Below are 15790 nucleotides of genomic sequence, written 5' to 3' on the forward strand. Positions count from 1 at the left end.
CGGCGCGTCCTGCGTCGCTGCGCTGCTCGCCGGAACGGTGGGTGTGGCGAGTGCCGAGGCGGCGCCTCAGACCGCGAAGGCCACGGCGGAGTCGAAGATGGCCCCCCGCGTGATATGCGGGGGCGTCGTTTTCGCGAACAGGCGTGTGTGCCCCTTGAGACTTCGGCAGGCATTGCGACAGGGGCAGACAGTGGTGACTTTGGCAAAGCAGCCAAAGGTCACGGTGGTCAGGCAGGGGTCGGTCATAACGTTGCTGCAGCAGCAACAGCAGCAACAGCAGCAACAGCAGCAACAGCAGCAACAGCAGCAGCAGCAACAGCAGCAGCAGCAGCAGCAGCAGCAACAGCAGCAGCAGCAGCAGCAGCAACAGCAGCAGCAGCAACAGCAGCAGCAGGGGCAGCAGCAACAGCAGCAGCAACAGCAGCAGCAGGGGCAGCAGCAGGGGCAGCAGCAGGGGCAGCAGCAGGGGCAGCAGCAGGGGCAGCAACAGCAGCAGCAGCAACAGCAGCAGCAACAGCAGCAGCAACAGCAACAGCAGCAGCAACAGCAGCAACAGCAGGGGCAGCAGCAGCAGCAGCAGCAGCAACAGCAGCAGCAACAGCAGCAGCAACAGCAGCAACAGCAGCAGCAGCAACAGCAGCAGCAGCAGCAACAGCAACAGCAACAGCAACAGCAACAGCAACAGCAACAGCAACAGCAACAGCAACAGCAACAGCAACAGCAACAGCAACAGCAGCAGCAGCTGACGCCGGACCAGTCCACCAACACTCTGACGCCGGATCAGTCCACCAACACTCTGACGCCGGACCAGTCCGCCCAGACGCCGGACCAGTCCGCCCAGACGCCTGACCTCAGTTCTCAGGCACCCGATACGTCCTCGAGCTTCAGTGACACGGGCTCCGGTGACACGGGCTCCAGCGACACCGGCTCGGGTGAGGCCGCCTAAGACCCGCGGCCGAGGAACCGGCACACCGAAGACCCCGGCCGTTGCCGGCCGGGGTCTTGGCGTTCACCTCTGCTCGTCCTCGTCCACGTGCTTCAGCCGCATCCGCGCGGCCACCTTGTCCCCGGTCGCCACCTCCGCCCAGAAGCGGTGGCAGGAGACGAACACGGCGAGTTCCCGCTCCCGCTGCCGGAGCTTCTCCACCTCGGCCTGTTCGTCCTCGGTCCAGCCGGGGGAGGCGGGGCGCTCCACCTTGCGCCAGCCGGTGTCGTCGCTGAATCCGTCCAGCGGCTCCACCGACCAGGGAAGCCGCTTCAGCAGGGCCAGGAGCTCTGCCCGGACCTGATGCAGCTCCTCCTGACCGGCGAGGAGGTCACTCGGAAAGTCATAGGTCGCAGCCACGCCGCAATGCTACGCCTGTTCGATTTTTTGATGCGAGTTGCTTCGGGGACTTCGCCCGAACGGTTGTTCCCGAACACTTGTCCAGTCTCCGGGACCATTGGCCGGGTGCTCACGCTCGCCGAAATCGCCGAAACCCCGCTGACTCTGATGCCCTGCCTCGCCGCGCCCCGAAACAACTCAGGCAAGGCTGTGCAGTTTTGACTGGACAGTCTTAACTGAAGAACATACGGTGGCGTCATGGACCAGAACCCCGAAGGTGTCTCCGAGTCCGCCGCCCGCGCGGCGCGTGACCTGCGGGTGGTGTTCAGCCGGCTGCGGCGCCGTATCAGGGAGGTCGCCGGGGACGACGACCTCACGCCCTCCCAGGTGTCCGCGCTCACCCTGGTGAGCAAGGGCGGCGCCGCCACCGCCAGCACCCTGGCGTCCGCCGAGGGCGTGCGCCCGCAGTCCATGGCCGCCACGCTCGCCGCCCTCGAACAGCACGGGCTGATCCGGCGCAGCCCCGACCCCGAGGACGGCCGTCGCCAGCTGGTCACCCTTACCGAGGCCGGGCGCGAGCGCGTCGAGGGCGACCGGCAGGCCCGGCAGGAGTGGCTGACCCGGGCCCTGCAGGACCGCTTCGACGAGGACGAGCGTCAGACGGTCCTCGCGGCGCTCTCCCTGATGGAACGGCTCACCCGGCCGTGACACCGAAACTCGTCCGCCCGGCCGCCGGGACGGGGCGCTCCGCCCCGGCCGACCGCTTCGATCGCCGGCTGATCGCCCCGATGGTCCTGGGTTCCGTGCTGAACCCGGTCAACTCCTCGATGATCGCCGTGGCGCTCGTCCCGATCGGCGTCGCCTTCGGGGCCCCGCCCGCCAGGACCGCCTGGCTGGTCTCCGCGCTCTACCTCGCCACCGCCGTGGGACAGCCCGTCATCGGGCGACTCGTCGACATGTACGGGCCGCGCCGCCTCTATCTCACCGGTACGGCACTGGTGGGCACCGCCGGGCTCATGGGCGCCCTCGCCCCCTCCCTGGGCGTGCTGATCGCCGCACGGGTGCTGCTCGGCTTCGGGACCTCGGCCGCGTATCCGGCGTCGATGCAACTGACCAGGAGCGAGGCCGAGCGCACCGGGCGGGACAGCCCTACCGGGGTGCTGACCGCGCTGGCCGTGGCCAACCAGACCGTCGCCGTCGTCGGGCCCGCGCTGGGCGGCTTCCTGATCGGCGTGGGCGGCTGGCGTGCCATCTTCACGGTCAATGTGCCACTGTCCGCGGCCTGTCTGGTCCTCGGCGCGCTGTGGCTGCCCGGAGCGACGGTTTCGAACGCCGGGCGGCGCTCCGTGGATCTTCCGGGCATGGTCCTCTTCGCCGCCATGCTCCTGTCCTTCATGTTCTTCCTGATGGACCCGCGGCCCACCCACTGGTGGCTGCCGGTGCTCGCCGTCGCGGCGGCCGCGGGCTTCGCCCTGCGCGAGCTGCGCATGGACCGGCCCTTCATCGACCTGCGGGTGCTCGGCGGCAACGTTCCGCTGCTCGCCACGTATCTGCGCCAGCTCCTCGGCTACACCACCGCCTACTCCTTCATGTACGGCTTCACCCAGTGGCTGGAGGAGGGCCGCGGACTGCACGCGTCCACCGCCGGACTGGTGCTGCTGCCGCTGTCGGTGAGCGCCCTCACCGTCTCCGGCCTCACCGGGCGCCGGGAGGCCGTGCGCGGCAAGCTGCTGGCGGGCGGGCTGGTTCAGGTCGCAGCGTGTGCCGGGCTGCTTCTGCTGGACTCCGGCAGCCCGGTGTGGCTGCTGCTCGCCGCCGGCGTCGTCATGGGCGTACCGCAGGGCCTGATCGGGATCGCCAACCAGAACGCCCTCTACCGGCAGTCCGCTCCCGAGCGCATCGCCTCCGCCGCCGGGCTGCTGCGCACCTTCATGTACCTCGGCGCGCTGGGCGCCTCCGCCGCCGACGCGGGCTTCTTCGCCCACGGCGCCGACACGGCCGGCCTGCACGACCTGGCCCTGTTCACGGCCGCGGGGTCCGTCCTGTTCGTACTGGTCACCCTGTTCGACCGTTCCCTGTCCACCGTCACCCCCCTCTCCGGAAAGGCCTAGCCATGGCTGTCACCACCCTCGACCCGCGCACCGCCCTCGTTGTGATCGACCTCCAGAACGGCATCGTGGGGCGGCCCGTCGAGCCCCACACTGGCCCCGAGGTGGTGGCCCGCAACGTCGAACTCGCCGACGCCTTCCGGGCCCGGGACCTCCCGGTCGTGCTCGTCCGGGTCTCCTTCGCCCCCGACTGGGCCGATGTGGTTCCCGGCCGCACCGAGCGCGCGGCCGGCGCCGGCGCCTTCTCCGAGGGCTGGGACGTCATCGTCGACGAACTGTCCGGTCACCCGGGCGACATCCGTGTCACCAAGCACAACTGGGGCGCCTTCCACGGCACCGACCTCGATGTGCAGCTGCGCCGCCGCGGGGTCACCCAGATCGTGCTGACCGGCATCTCCACCAGCATCGGCGTCGAGTCCACCGCACGGGCCGCGTACGAGCACGGCTACCACGTCACGCTCGCCACCGACGCGATGGCCGACTCCGACGCCGAGGCCCACCGGGGCAGTGTCGAGCGGATCTTCCCGCGCCTCGGCGAGACGGGCACGACGGCCGAGATCCTGGAGCTGCTGGCCAAGACCCACGCGGTCTGACGCACGGGACCGCACCGCCCGCGGACCGTACGGGCCCGGCAGGCCTGCACCGCCCCGCGGGCCGGCCGCGGCCGGCGGCTACCTTTGATCCCCGTGACCCTCGATGATCTGCGTGTCTTCGTCGCCGTCTGCCGGGCCGGAAGTCTGAGCGCCGTGGCCCGGGAGCTCGGCTGCACTCAGTCCGCCGTCAGCCAGCACGTACGGCGGCTGGAGCGCGAGGTGGGGGTCGGACTGGTGGAGCGGCAGTCCCGCGGGGTCGTGCCCACCCGGGCCGGGCGCCTGCTGCACCAGGCCGCCGCGGAGGGGATGTCCGGACTCGACCTGGCGCTGCGCAGGCTGGCGGAGATCGCCCGCGGGGACGGCGGCGTCGTACGGATCGCCACCGGCAGTGTCACCGTCCGGCACTTCATGGCCGGGGCAGTTGCCGAGTTCCGGCGGCTGCATCCGGGGGTCAGCCTGGAGTTTCAGACCGAGAGCTCCAGCCGGAGCTGTTTCGACGCGCTGCGGGAGCCGGGGCTCGACCTCGCCTGGGTGACCCTGGGGGCGCCCGTGCGCGGGGTCGAACAGCGGCCCGTCGTCCACCTGCCCTGGGTCCTCGCCGTGCCCGCCGACGACGAACTCGCCGGGCGGGAGCGCGTCGAGGCCGCCGACCTGGCCGGGCTGCGCCTCATCGGACTGCCCGACGGCTCCACCTCACGCACCCAACTCAACACCGCCTACGCCGAGTTGGGCATACCGGCGGTTGCCTCCGACACCAGCGTCGCCGACTGGGACACCGCCATTCTGCTCGCCGAACTCGGCGTCGGTCACGCGGTCGTCCCCGACCTGCCCGGCTGGCGAGCCCAAGGCCGGCCCCCCGGACTGCGGTTCATCCCCGTACCCGAGCTGCCGCCCCTCGCCGTCGGCTGGGCGGTACGCCGCTGGGACACCCTGTCCCCGTCGGCCCGCGCCTTCGCCGACGCGGTCACCCGGCACAACACCGAGCCCTGACGGCTCAGGAGTCCAGGAACGACCAGCCCAACTCCCGTACCAGCCGCGTCGCCACCGGCACCGCCACCCCGTGCCGCTCGGCCTCCCGCAGCAACGCCCCGCCGATCGCGTCGAGTTCGAGCGGACGTCCCGCCTCCGCGTCGCGCTGCATCGACGACTTCATCTCCGCCGGGAAGGCGTCGTAGCGGGCGAGCGCCACCGCCGCGTCCGTGGCCGCGCCGCTCGCCAGACCCACAGCCGCGGTCTCCTCCACCAGGGACACCAACTCCTCGCGGTAGCGGGTGCGGATGTCGCCGAGCGGCACGCCGTACCGCGTCGTCAGCAGCGCGAACGGGGCGAGGAACGCCATCTTCGCCCACAGGGCCGCCGCCTCCCCGTCCAGGACGCCGACCTTCACCCCCGCCCACTCCAGGGCCCCGGCGAGCCGGTCGAGCCGGCCGCGCGCCACGGTGTCCCCGGTGAGGTCGATCTCGACGAACGGGCTGCCGTGCTCGATCACCCCGGGCGCGAGGCGGGTCGACTCGACCCGGATGACAGCGGGCGCCACCCGTCCCACGCCGTAGCGCCGGCGCAGCGCCGCCGGGTGCTCCACGCCGTTCAACAGCGGTACGACGAGGGCGTTCTCGTCCAGTGCCTTCGCCGGGACGCGCTCCAGCGCGGCGTCCAGTGCGGTGTGCTTGACGGCGACGAGCACGATGTCGGCCGGCTCGCGCAGTTCCGTGTCCGCCTCGACCCGGGCCAGGAACTCGCCGAACCGGTCGCTGCGGACGCGGATGCCGTCCTCCCGCAGCGTCCGCGCGGTCTCCTCGCCCGCCAGACAGATCACCCGGTGTCCGGCCCGGGCCAGCAGCGCGGCGAGCAGACCGCCGACACCGCCCGGACCCAGGACCGCCACCGTGAGGTCGTCGTTCGTCATTTCCGTCCCCGATCCTCGCGCCGGGTCCCCGGTCCGAGGACCCTCGGCGATGATCACAAAGGGCGCCGAGTCCAGTCAATCCTCGGAGAAACTTGCCGATCTCCAAGGAAAAGCTGGGGATTGGCTGAGGGATTGGGCGGATGCCGTCGCTCTACAGCTGAAGCTGAACCGAGGACCCAGGCTCCAGCAGATGCAGACGGTCCCTCAGGCCCGCCCGGTCGAACGCCTTGGTGAGCGTGAAGCCGTCCTGGGTGAAGTGGGCCCAGTGCTCGAAGTGCAGCGGGACGACATGGCGGGCGCCGAGGATCCGGGTCGCCTCCGCCGCAGCCTCGCTCGTCAGCGTCAGCGGGGCGTCCGGGACGAGCGGGGTACGGGCGGCGCCGGCGAACAGGACGGCCACGTCGACCGGACCGAGGCGGCCGGCGATCGTACGGACCACGTCGAGGGAGGCGTTGTCGCCGCTGACGTACACCGTCGGCAGGCCCTCACCGGACAGGACGAAGCCGGTGACCTCGCCGACGAGCGGCTCGCTGCCTTCGGGGCCGTGCAGCGCGGGCACGGCGGTCACTCGCAGCACACCGCCGTCCGGGCGCGGCAGCGCCACGTGCTCCCAGGACGGCAGGGCCTGCACGGGGGCGCCGATACGGTCGTACGCCGATGCCGTGGACAGGGTCAGCGGGGCCTCGGCGAGGTAGCTCCGGCCTGCCGTGTCGAGGTTGTCGGGGTGCTGGTCGTGGGAGAGGAGGACGGCGTCGACCGGGGCGATCTTTGCCGCCGGGAGGGCGGGGCCGGCCGTCTTCACCAGGCTGCGCGAGCCGATCGGGTACTCACCGGGGGCGTCGAAGGTCGGGTCCGTGAGCAGGCGTACGCCGCCCAGTTCGAGGACGGCGGTGGGGCCGCCCACGTAGAGGATGTCGACAGTGGTCATGCCCTGCACAATCCGGCGCGGGACCGGGCCTATTCCCCGATTCACGGGACGGCGGGTCCGGGCGTTTCGCGAGCGGGCGGAAATCCGCGGGGTGATGGCGCGACACTGGAGGCATGTGCCGCAGTATCAAGACGCTCCGACCGCCCGCCATCCCCGAGGACGCCACGGAGGAGGAGATCCGCGCCGCCGCGCTCCAGTTCGTGCGCAAGGTCTCCGGTTTCCGTGTTCCGGCCGTCCATAACCGTGAGGTGTTCGACCAGGCGGTGGATGCGATCGCCGAGGCCACCGCTGAACTGCTCGCCGGTCTGGAGGTACGGGGAGGGCGGGGCCGGGAGGCTACTCCCGTGATGCGGGGCGGCGCATGAGGTAGGCGGCGTTGTCTGCCGTGAGCAGGGGCGCCACGGATATGCCTGTCGCTTGCCGGCTCGTGCCCGGCGGCCGGCCGCCGAGGTGCGCGTGCGCAAGGTCTCCGGTTTCCGTGTCCCGGCCGTCCATAACCGTGAGGTGTTCGACCAGGCGGTGGATGCGATCGCGGAGGCCACCGCTGAACTGCTCGCCGGTCTGGAGGTGCGGGGAGGGCGGGGCCGGGAGGCTACTCCCGTGATGCGGGGCGGCGCATGAGGTAGGCGGCGCCGCCGCCCGCCGCGAACAGGGCCGCCACCGACACGCCCGTCGCCAGCCAGCTCGTGCCCAGCCACTGGCCGCCGAAGTAGCCGAGGGCCACGCTGTACGCGGCCCAGGCGATGCCCGCCAGCGCCGACCAGGGCAGGAAGTCGCGGGCACGGCGGTGGGCGGCGCCCGCGCCGAGGGAGACGACCGAGCGGCCCGCGGGCGCGAACCGGGCGAGGATCACCAGCGCACCGCCGCCGTGCGCGAGCGCCGCACCGAGACGTTCCTGCGCGTTCGTCAGCCGGCGTGAACGGGCTATCGCGCGGTCCAGCCGGGCGCCGCCGCGCCAGGCCAGCCGGTACGCCACCAGGTCGCCCAGGACCGAGGCCGTCGCCGCGCAGAGAGCGAGCGCCAGGACGTCCGGCACGTTCGCGACGGCCGCGGTCGCCGCCGTGATGACCAGGACGCCGCTCGGCAGCAGGGGCAGAAAGACATCCAGCAGCACGGACAGGGCCACCACGGCATAGATCCAGGGCGTGCCGGTCAGCCACCCCACACTCTCGAGCACCGCGAACTCCCCGTCCGACTCCCCCGTAGGCAACTGCGTGCCGCGGTGTCGCGGGGGGCGGCAGGAGCGGCCTGTGACAGCCGTAGAGCGTACGCGGCGGTTGTGACAAGTGATGCACGGGGGGCCGGTGAGGCGGTCCCGGCCCCGCCGGGGTCGGGCAAACGCACGGCGCCCACCCCGGGACCAGGGAGTGGGCGCCGTCGTACGCGTGGGCCGGATCAGACAGCGACGGGCTTCGAGGCCCGCTCCTTCCCGGCGGTGGCCGAGCGGGAGGCGAAGAGGCGGTCGAGGCCGAACGCGCCGGAGCCGGTGAAGACCAGCAGCAGGAACGACCAGCAGAACATCACCGACGGCTCGCCGCCGTTCTGGATCGGCCACAGCCCGCCGGGCTGGTGCACATCGAAGTACGCGTACGCCATCGCGCCGGAGGCGACGAACGCGGCACCGCGGGTGCCGAGGCCGACCAGCGTCAGGGCGCCGGCGACGAGCTCGATCACGGCGGCGTACCAGAACGGCCAGGTACCGGTGGGGACGGTGCCGCCGTTGGTGCCCGCCGCGCCGCCGAGGACGCCGAACAGCGAGGCGGCGCCGTGGCAGGTGAAGAGCAGTCCGAGGACGATGCGGAACAGGCCGACGACATACGGCTGGGCGCTGTCGAGGCGTGCAGTCATGTGGGGGCTCCTTCGGCCTGGTTTCGGTCCGCGAACGGACGCGTCCCGGGGACGGAAACCGAGTGGGGCCCCTAGGTTAGGCAGACCTAATCAATGCTTGCAAGTTCAACATTCTTCAACGGGTCCGATTCCGCCCGGGGTTCCGCTTCCGCCGCCGCCGTACGCAGCACCGCTCGCGCCACCGCGTCGGCGTCCGACAGCGTGACCGAATCCACACCGGGCCGGGCGCCCGCCGCGGTCACCCAGTGCACGCCTTCCGTGGGCACGCCGAACGCGAACCGCCGTGGGTGCGCGATCCCCTGACGGTCGATCAGACGGTAGGGGCGCGGTGTCACGTCCAGGCCTCCGGTTTCGTAACCGTCCACCGTGTGCGGACGGCATTCGCCCGAGCGGAACAAGCCGGCGAGGAGTTCGTCGGCGGTCGTCCGCAGATCCGGCTCCGGCAACCGCGCCTCGACGAGTGTGCGAACGCGTACGGTCGAGCCCGGGATGTCGGGGGAGTGCGCGACCCAGGCCCCGCTCTCGGCCCGTACCTCCAGGAGCGGGCCCACGACCTCCAGGACGCCCGCCTCGATCAGCGCGGTCATCTCCTCGATGCGCCGCCTGGGCGGACCGATGGACAGGAAGGCGTTGAGCGGGGTGTACCAGCGGTCCAGATGGTCCCGGCGGGAGGCGCCGGACAGACCGGCGTGATCGACGATCAGACGCACCTCGTTGCGCAGGTCGCGCAGCACGTCCAGGGCGGCCTTGAGCGGCCCCTCGACATTGCCGAGCGCGGCCTGCGCCGCATCCTCACGGAGGTGGTCGAGCAGCCAATCACGCCACTGCGAGGGCGAGTTGAAGGTGTGTCCCAGGTACGGCCGGGAGACGCGGTCCCAGCACCAACGGTCGGCCGGGGGGATGCCGGACTCGTCGAGGAGAGCGCCCTCCTCGGGGCTGCGGTGAGCGGTGGCGAGAAATCGGTCCCGGAACTCCGGCAGTTCGGTCGCCCGGCGCGCCAACAGGGCCTCGTAGTAGACCGTCTCCACCTCCTTCGCCACCAACGGCCATATCTCGGCCAGGAAGTCCGGGGCCTCCCCCGAGTCCGCGCGCTTACGGAAGCGGGCTGTCACCTCGCCCGTCAGCAGCAGCGGCGTGTGCCGGCCGTAGGGACCCTTCGCGTTGTCGCCGCGCGCCTGGTACGGGACACCGCGGCGGGAACCGGCGTACAGCCGCGGCTCGCGGCCCGAGGCCCGGTAGCGCAGCCCCTCGGCGGTGCGCACGAAACGGCCGCCGCGGCCCGTCGTCAGCAGGGCCATGTGGTCGAAGAAGTTGAGGCCAAGACCGCGCAGCAGAACCGGTTCGCCGGGTGCGAGCGGGGAGAGGTCGATGTCCGCCGGGTTGGCGGGCGGGATGTGGCGCAGACCGTGGCGGGCCGCGTGCGCGGCGAGCTCCCGCAGGCCGGGCTCGGCGACCGTGGGGAGGTGGCCCTGGGCGAGGACCACGGCGGACAGGCCGGTCAGGGTGCGGCCGGTGGAGAGGGTGAGCGCCTGGCGGCCGTCGGGGGCGTCCAGCAGGCGTATCGCGCGGGCGGTGTGCACCTCGACCCGTATCGCGTCCGGCGCGCCGCCCGCCACCCGGGTGAACACCCATTCAAGGTAACGGCCGTACTGGGCCCGGGTCGGATAGTCGTCCGGCCCCAACTCCTGCTCACCACCCTGCCCGTGTGCCCATTCGTACAGACTCGGCCCCGGACGGATCGGCCCCGCGCACTCCACACTCTCGTCGGTGAACAGCGTCACCTGGCAGGCCACCGTGTTCATCAGCAGCTCCGGGGACTGCGCGGTGCGCCAGACGTGACCGGGGCCCGGCGGCGCCGGATCGACGACGTGAACGGTCAACCGCACGCCGGGCGCGAGGAGTTCCGGGGCGGAGGCGCAGAGACGTTCCAGGACGCTCGTGCCGCGCGGGCCCGCGCCGACGAGGGCGAGGGAGACCGGCGCGGATTCCACGGTCACGGCAGACAAAACGGGTGACTCCCGGGCATGTGGGGGGCGCAGGGCAGCGGAACCGCCCGCTGGAAGCGGACGGTCCGCCTCATCATGCCTTCGTGGGCCAAGGAAGCCAACGCGCGCCCCACACGCCCCGGATGTCCCTCATGAGGTGGTCAGGGAGGACTCCTCCACGGTCGTCAGACGCGCCTTTCCGGTCCCGTCCGGGCGCGCTTGGTCGAGCCGCAGCGAGGCGGAGCGGCCGCGCAGGGTCAGCGTCATGAGCTGGTTGCCGAACCAGGGCCCGCCCGTGCAGCGCCAGTCGAGCGCTGTGCGGTGGTTGCGCCCGTGTCGGGCGAAACGGCGGCCCAGGGCGCGCCCGAGGCCGCTCCAGCCGAAGCGGAAGCCGAGCTTTACGGAGAGCGGGACGGAGTTGTGGACGGGGGAGCAGGTCAGCTGGAGGACCCGGGCGTCGGGCCCGCCGCCCGGCCACTCGGGCTCGGCGACATACGCGTGATGGACATCACCCGACAGCACGCAGACGCTCGCCGGCGCCCCCGGCCCCGTACCCGCCTCGGCGACAAGGCCCGCAAGCGCCTCGAACGACTCCGGGAACGCCGCCCAGTGCTCCAGGTCGGCCCGTTGGCGCAGGTTCTCGCCGAAGCGGCCCCAGCGGGCGCCGCGCTCGCCGCGGCACAGGGCGGCGTTCCACGCCTCGGCGTCGTGCACCAGGTGGGGGAGCAGCCAGGGCAGGGAGGTGCCGATCAGGAGGTGGTCGCAGGTGTCGCGCGTGCCGAGCGCCTGCTCCCGCAGCCACTGCGCCTCGGCCGGGTCCAGCATCGCCCGCCCGTCCTCGTCGAGGACCCGTGCCGCCCTTGTGTCCAGCATCACGACCCGTACGCGGCCGAAGTCCCGGCGGTAGCTCCAGCGGACCGAGGCCGGGTGGGTGTCGGCCTGGGCCGCGTACGCGCGCAGCACGTCCGTGCCGTCGGGAGTCTCGCGCACCGCGGCGTAGAGCGGGTCGGCGGCCAGTTCCGCCGGGGACAGATTGCCGAGGTGCTGGTGGACCCAGTACGACATCAGGCCGCTCAGCAGCCGCTCGCGCCACCAGGCGGTCGCGCGCATACCGGCGAGCCAGGAGGCGCTGGTGTTCCAGTCGTCGATGATGTCGTGGTCGTCGAAGATCATGCAGCTGGGCACCGTGGACAGCAGCCAGCGGATCTCGGGGTCCAGCCAGGACTCGTGGTAGAGCCAGGTGTACTCCTCGTAGTCCGCCACCTGGCTGCCCGGAGGGTCGGCGAGGCCGCGGCGCGAGGCGATCCGGTCGCGGATCGCCCGGGACGTCTCGTCCGCGTACACCTGGTCGCCCAACAGCAGCAGCACATCGGGGCGTTCGGAGTCCGGGGCGGCGGCGAGGCGGGCCGCCAGTGTGTCCAGTGCGTCGGGGCCCACCGGGTCCTTCTCGCCGACGGGCGGGGCGGCCCAGCGGCAGGAGCCGAAGGTGACGCGGACCACCTCGGGGTCGGCCGTACGGATGACGGAGGGTGGGAAGGGCGAGTCGGGCAGCGGCCACACGGGTGTGCCGTCGAGCAGCACCTCGTACGTCTGCGCAGTGCCCGGCGCAAGTCCGGTCACGGGGACGAGGGCGTAGTGGTGCCCGGCGATCTGGAAGGTGCGGGCCGTGCCGCGGGCGCCGTCGGCGCAGCGCACCTCGGCGGTGCACGGGCGGCTCGCCTCGACCCAGACGGTCGCGGACGAGCCGTCCACATATCTCAGCAGCGGTCCCAGGCGCAGTCTCGCCACGGCGATCCCCTCCTCCGTCGCCCCGTACGGTACGGAACGACGGAGGTCAGCGGGGAGGTTCCGGACGTCAGCAGTTGGCGAGGTAGCCCTGCAGCGCGGGGTGGGGGTGTTGAGGAGCGGGCGAAGGAATGCTCGCGGGGGTGTGTTGCGGTGAGGTGTGCGTTCGGTAAGAAAGTAATGACGTGAACATGACATAGCAAGGGGTCGACGGTCGCGTACCATGGACCGAGTGGAAGGGGAGTAGCTCTTCGCCGGACCGTCGACATACTGCTCAGCTCGTCTGAGCCGGCGCCCGGAGGCGGATCCCGCAAGGATCGGCCAGCGAGACCTTCGGCAAGCAGTGCACGCCCGTGCCGTACGGCACGGGTGATCCGTGTGCTGCCGTGCCGAGGTGTCGCAGCAGTCACAGCACTCTCGGCGGGGCAGCCCCGACCGATTGAGGAAAGTTGATCAGCATCACCGTCCTGGCGCTCGTCTTCGGCGTCGTCTTCCTGGCCGAGCTGCCTGACAAGACGGCCCTTGCCGGACTCGTCCTCGGTACGCGTTACCGCGCCTCGTACGTCTTCGCCGGCGTCGCCGCCGCCTTTCTGCTGCATGTCGTGCTCGCCGTGGCGGCGGGCAGCGCGCTGACCCTGCTGCCCCAGCAGATCGTGCACGCGATCACCGGTGTGCTCTTCCTCGGCGGCGCCGCCGTGCTGCTGATGAAGAAGGACGACGGCGAGGAGGAGATCCGCCGGCCCGAGAACCAGAGCTTCTGGAAGGTGTCGACGGCGGGCTTCATGCTCATCCTGGTCGCCGAGTTCGGCGACCTCACCCAGATCATGACCGCGAACCTCGCGGCCCGTTACGACGATCCCCTGTCGGTGGGCCTCGGTGCGGTCCTCGCTCTGTGGGCGGTCGCGGGCCTGGGCATCGTCGGCGGCAGGGCGCTGATGAAGAAGGTGCCGCTGCGGCTGATCACGAAGGTCGCCGCGTTGCTGATGCTGGGGCTCGGCATGTGGAGCCTGTACGAGGCCGTGGCGGCGTGACGGTGGCGGGCGCGGCGGGGTGCCGGTGCGGGGTGTCCGCCCGGCGTCCGCGCGGTGTCCCGCGGGTGTCCTTCCGATGGCCGTGCCGCAGGTGTCGGCTTCGTCGCAGGTCGGCAGCGGTGGCGCGAGCGGGACCCGTTTTGTATCGTGAAGGAACAAAGTGGCTCCCGCCCGCTTCCCCTGACCGGCGGGCGGGGCCGCCTTGTCCCCGGGGGTGCTCGCCGGCCCCCTCCCCGCGCCTTGGAGTCATGCCGATGACGGCCACGACCGTTCTCACCGCCCGTGCCCTTCTGCTGGACATGGACGGGACCCTCGTCAACTCCGATGCCGTCGTCGAGCGCTGCTGGCGACGCTGGGCCGAACGGCACGGTCTGGACGCCGACGAGGTGATGAAGGTCGTGCACGGCCGCCAGGGCCATGCCTCGATGGCGGCCCTGCTGCCGGACCGCCCGATGGAGCAGAACCTCGCCGACAATGCCCGCATGCTCGCCGAGGAGACCGCCGACATGGACGGCGTGGTCGAGGTCCCAGGCGCCGCCGCGTTCCTCGCCACCCTCGCCGGCCTCCCGCACGCCCTTGTGACCTCGGCGGACGTGGCGCTGTCCACGGCGCGGATGGCGGCCGCGGGTCTGAAGCTGCCCGATGTGCGGATCACCGCCGAGTGCGTGGGCGCGAGCAAGCCGGACCCCGAGGGCTTCCTGAAGGGCGCCGCCGAACTGGGTGTCGCCCCCGAGGACTGTGTTGTCTTCGAGGACTCCGGCGCGGGTATCGCCGCGGGGCGCGCCGCCGGGATGCGGGTGGTCGGCGTGGGCCCCCGGGCCGGACTGCACCGCCCCGACATCCTGGTCCCGGACCTCACGCGGGTCCGCGCGGAGGAGGCGGCGGACGGGACGATCCGACTGCACATCGGCTGACCGGGGAGAGCGCCTCCCGCCGGGGCGCCTCAGGACTGGTTCGTCTCCGACTCCAGCTTCTCCCTCGTTTCCGCCCCGTACACGCCCGGATCGTCCTGTGTGATGCCGCGGGTGAACTGGTAGTTGCGGACGGCGCTCTCCACCTGGCTGTCGTAACTGCCGTTCACGGGGCCGGCGTAGAGGCCCACCTCGCGCAGGCGCTGCTGGAGTTCGGTGACTTCGGGGCCCTGGTCGCCGAGTCTCAGGACCTGGACGCTGCGCTTGGCTTGGCCGTTGCCCGGGGTCGCCGACAGCGTGCCGGTGGCCCGCACGGTCGTCGGTGGCTGGCTCGGGGTGGCCGAGGCGGGCGGCGCCGGGGACGCGCTCGACGCCGGCGCCGAGGGTGACGGGCTCGCCTTCGGCAAGGACGGTGCCGCCCTCGTCGTGGGCGCCGCTGCGAACGCCGTGGACGGCGGTGCCGACGTCGGCTTCGGCGACGACACCTCCGGCACGCTCGCCCGGATGTCCTCGGGCAGCGCCCCGTCCCGCTCCGGGGGGTTGTACGTGAACAGTCCACTGGCCAACCCGGCGGCCGCCACCACCGTGACCACCGCGCCGCCGACGGCCAGCAGCACAGTGCGCCGCCGACGCCGGGGCGGCTCGTCGTCCGAGTGCGGGGGCGCGGCGGGGCCGCCGGGCACGGCCGCGAGGGGAGTGGTCTCGTCCGCGACCCCGAGTGGCGCGGTCTCCCCCGCTGATGCCGCAATCCGTACGGTCTCGTCCGCGTCCTTTGCGGACCGTTCGTTCCCGTCCGGCGCCGCGGTGAACCGATGGGCCCCCTCGGGCGTGGACCGTTCGGCCCTCTCGGGCGTGGACCGTTCTGCCCCCTCGGGCGTGGACCGTTCTGCCCCCTCGGGCGTGGACCGTTCTGCCCCCTCGGGCGTGGACCGGTCAGCGCTGCCGGACGTGGACCGCTCGGCTTCTTCGGACACGGCCGTGAGGCGCATCGTCTCGTCGGGCGCCGTAGTCCGCGCCGCATCGGCCTCCGTCGCGGTGACGCCCAACTCCACATACGGCCGTATCCGCAGCGGATCGAAGTCCTCCGCCGCTGCTGCCTCCGCCGTACGCGCGTCCCGGAGCGCGTCGGACGCCCGTCGGGCGCACCCGCACGACGGCGTGCCGTCCGGCCGCCGGGGTGCGGCGCACTCCGGGCAGGCCTGTCCGTTCGATCCGTTCATGCGTGGGTCCCCTCCCCGCCGAATTCCAGAAATTATGCAGATCTCCCTCACGGAATCTCCCAGGAGCCCCCGGAATCGCTCCTTCCCATCAGTACTCAACAGGCCATAACCGGCCACACCGACCACGATGGGAGTGCACGATGGACGAGCG

The 15790-nt window shown here is 71.9% G+C and carries 17 protein-coding genes; 9 read left to right on the forward strand and 8 right to left on the reverse strand.

All coding sequences use genetic code 11. From position 1 onward, the window contains the following. Positions 1-199: 199 nt before the first annotated feature. Positions 200-946 carry a hypothetical protein gene (locus ABT186_RS19430; protein ID WP_351926014.1) on the forward strand — a complete coding sequence of 249 codons (747 nt, stop codon included), beginning with the start codon at positions 200-202 and terminating at the stop codon, positions 944-946. Between the two features lie 63 nt (positions 947-1009). Here the strand turns inward: ABT186_RS19430 and ABT186_RS19435 are convergent, their stop codons facing one another. Next, a complete protein-coding gene (locus tag ABT186_RS19435) occupies positions 1010-1345 on the reverse strand; it encodes a DUF8825 domain-containing protein (RefSeq protein ID WP_351225465.1) in 336 nt (111 codons plus the stop codon). Positions 1346-1582: 237 nt separating this feature from the next. Here ABT186_RS19435 and ABT186_RS19440 point away from each other — a divergent pair, with 237 nt between their 5' ends. The 4 genes from ABT186_RS19440 (at position 1583) to ABT186_RS19455 (ending at position 5015) form a co-directional block, all read left to right on the forward strand. Beyond that, complete coding sequence (locus ABT186_RS19440) at positions 1583-2032, forward strand: MarR family winged helix-turn-helix transcriptional regulator (protein WP_351225467.1); 450 nt, start codon at positions 1583-1585, stop codon at positions 2030-2032. Further along, positions 2029-3435, forward strand: coding sequence for an MFS transporter (locus ABT186_RS19445; RefSeq protein WP_351926016.1), 1407 nt, complete (start codon positions 2029-2031; stop codon positions 3433-3435). The genes ABT186_RS19440 and ABT186_RS19445 overlap by 4 nt, the downstream gene beginning before the upstream one ends. Positions 3436-3437: 2 nt before the next feature. After that, positions 3438-4025: a hydrolase gene (locus ABT186_RS19450; protein WP_351225471.1), complete on the forward strand. Its 588-nt coding sequence runs from the start codon at positions 3438-3440 to the stop codon at positions 4023-4025. 93 nt (positions 4026-4118) lie between these two features. Continuing rightward, complete coding sequence (locus ABT186_RS19455; RefSeq protein WP_351225473.1) at positions 4119-5015, forward strand: LysR family transcriptional regulator; 897 nt, start codon at positions 4119-4121, stop codon at positions 5013-5015. Between the two features lie 4 nt (positions 5016-5019). Here ABT186_RS19455 and ABT186_RS19460 read toward each other — a convergent pair whose 3' ends face one another. Together ABT186_RS19460 and ABT186_RS19465 are read right to left on the reverse strand one after the other, a co-directional pair. Then, positions 5020-5931: a ketopantoate reductase family protein gene (locus ABT186_RS19460; protein ID WP_351225475.1), complete on the reverse strand. Its 912-nt coding sequence runs from the start codon at positions 5929-5931 to the stop codon at positions 5020-5022. Positions 5932-6082: 151 nt separating this feature from the next. Continuing rightward, the gene (locus tag ABT186_RS19465; protein WP_351225477.1) at positions 6083-6859 is read right to left on the reverse strand and encodes an MBL fold metallo-hydrolase; all 777 of its coding nucleotides are present in this window, start codon (positions 6857-6859) and stop codon (positions 6083-6085) included. A 113-nt stretch (positions 6860-6972) separates the two neighbouring features. Between ABT186_RS19465 and ABT186_RS19470 the strand changes: the two genes are divergently transcribed. Then, positions 6973-7224 (forward strand): DUF2277 domain-containing protein, encoded by a 252-nt coding sequence (locus tag ABT186_RS19470; RefSeq protein ID WP_351225479.1) that lies wholly within the window; start codon positions 6973-6975, stop codon positions 7222-7224. Positions 7225-7276: 52 nt separating this feature from the next. Then, positions 7277-7480, forward strand: a complete 204-nt coding sequence (locus ABT186_RS19475; RefSeq protein ID WP_351926018.1) for a DUF2277 family protein — start codon at positions 7277-7279, stop codon at positions 7478-7480. On the opposite strand, the gene ABT186_RS19480 is transcribed toward ABT186_RS19475, so the two are convergent. From ABT186_RS19480 to ABT186_RS19495, 4 genes are all read right to left on the reverse strand, one after another. Further along, positions 7452-8036 (reverse strand): DedA family protein, encoded by a 585-nt coding sequence (locus ABT186_RS19480; RefSeq protein WP_351225481.1) that lies wholly within the window; start codon positions 8034-8036, stop codon positions 7452-7454. The two genes, ABT186_RS19475 and ABT186_RS19480, sit on opposite strands and share 29 nt — an antisense overlap. Before the next feature lie 218 nt (positions 8037-8254). Then, positions 8255-8707 carry a DoxX family protein gene (locus ABT186_RS19485; RefSeq protein ID WP_351225483.1) on the reverse strand — a complete coding sequence of 151 codons (453 nt, stop codon included), beginning with the start codon at positions 8705-8707 and terminating at the stop codon, positions 8255-8257. A gap of 86 nt (positions 8708-8793) precedes the next feature. After that, positions 8794-10713 carry an FAD/NAD(P)-binding protein gene (locus tag ABT186_RS19490; RefSeq protein ID WP_351926020.1) on the reverse strand — a complete coding sequence of 640 codons (1920 nt, stop codon included), beginning with the start codon at positions 10711-10713 and terminating at the stop codon, positions 8794-8796. Positions 10714-10842: 129 nt separating this feature from the next. Next, a complete protein-coding gene (locus ABT186_RS19495; protein WP_351926022.1) occupies positions 10843-12480 on the reverse strand; it encodes a DUF7800 domain-containing protein in 1638 nt (545 codons plus the stop codon). A gap of 446 nt (positions 12481-12926) precedes the next feature. On the opposite strand from ABT186_RS19495, the gene ABT186_RS19500 reads away from it, so the two are divergent. Beyond that, on the forward strand, positions 12927-13508 hold the full coding sequence (locus ABT186_RS19500; protein WP_351225489.1) for a TMEM165/GDT1 family protein: 582 nt from the start codon (positions 12927-12929) through the stop codon (positions 13506-13508). A 248-nt stretch (positions 13509-13756) separates the two neighbouring features. Next, positions 13757-14422 (forward strand): HAD-IA family hydrolase, encoded by a 666-nt coding sequence (locus ABT186_RS19505; RefSeq protein ID WP_351926024.1) that lies wholly within the window; start codon positions 13757-13759, stop codon positions 14420-14422. 29 nt (positions 14423-14451) lie between these two features. Here ABT186_RS19505 and ABT186_RS19510 read toward each other — a convergent pair whose 3' ends face one another. Continuing rightward, positions 14452-15639, reverse strand: coding sequence for a peptidoglycan-binding domain-containing protein (locus tag ABT186_RS19510; protein WP_351926025.1), 1188 nt, complete (start codon positions 15637-15639; stop codon positions 14452-14454). Positions 15640-15790: the final 151 nt, after the last annotated feature.

The organism is Streptomyces sp. NPDC001634, assembly GCF_040298185.1.
Classification (GTDB): Bacteria; Actinomycetota; Actinomycetes; order Streptomycetales; family Streptomycetaceae; genus Streptomyces.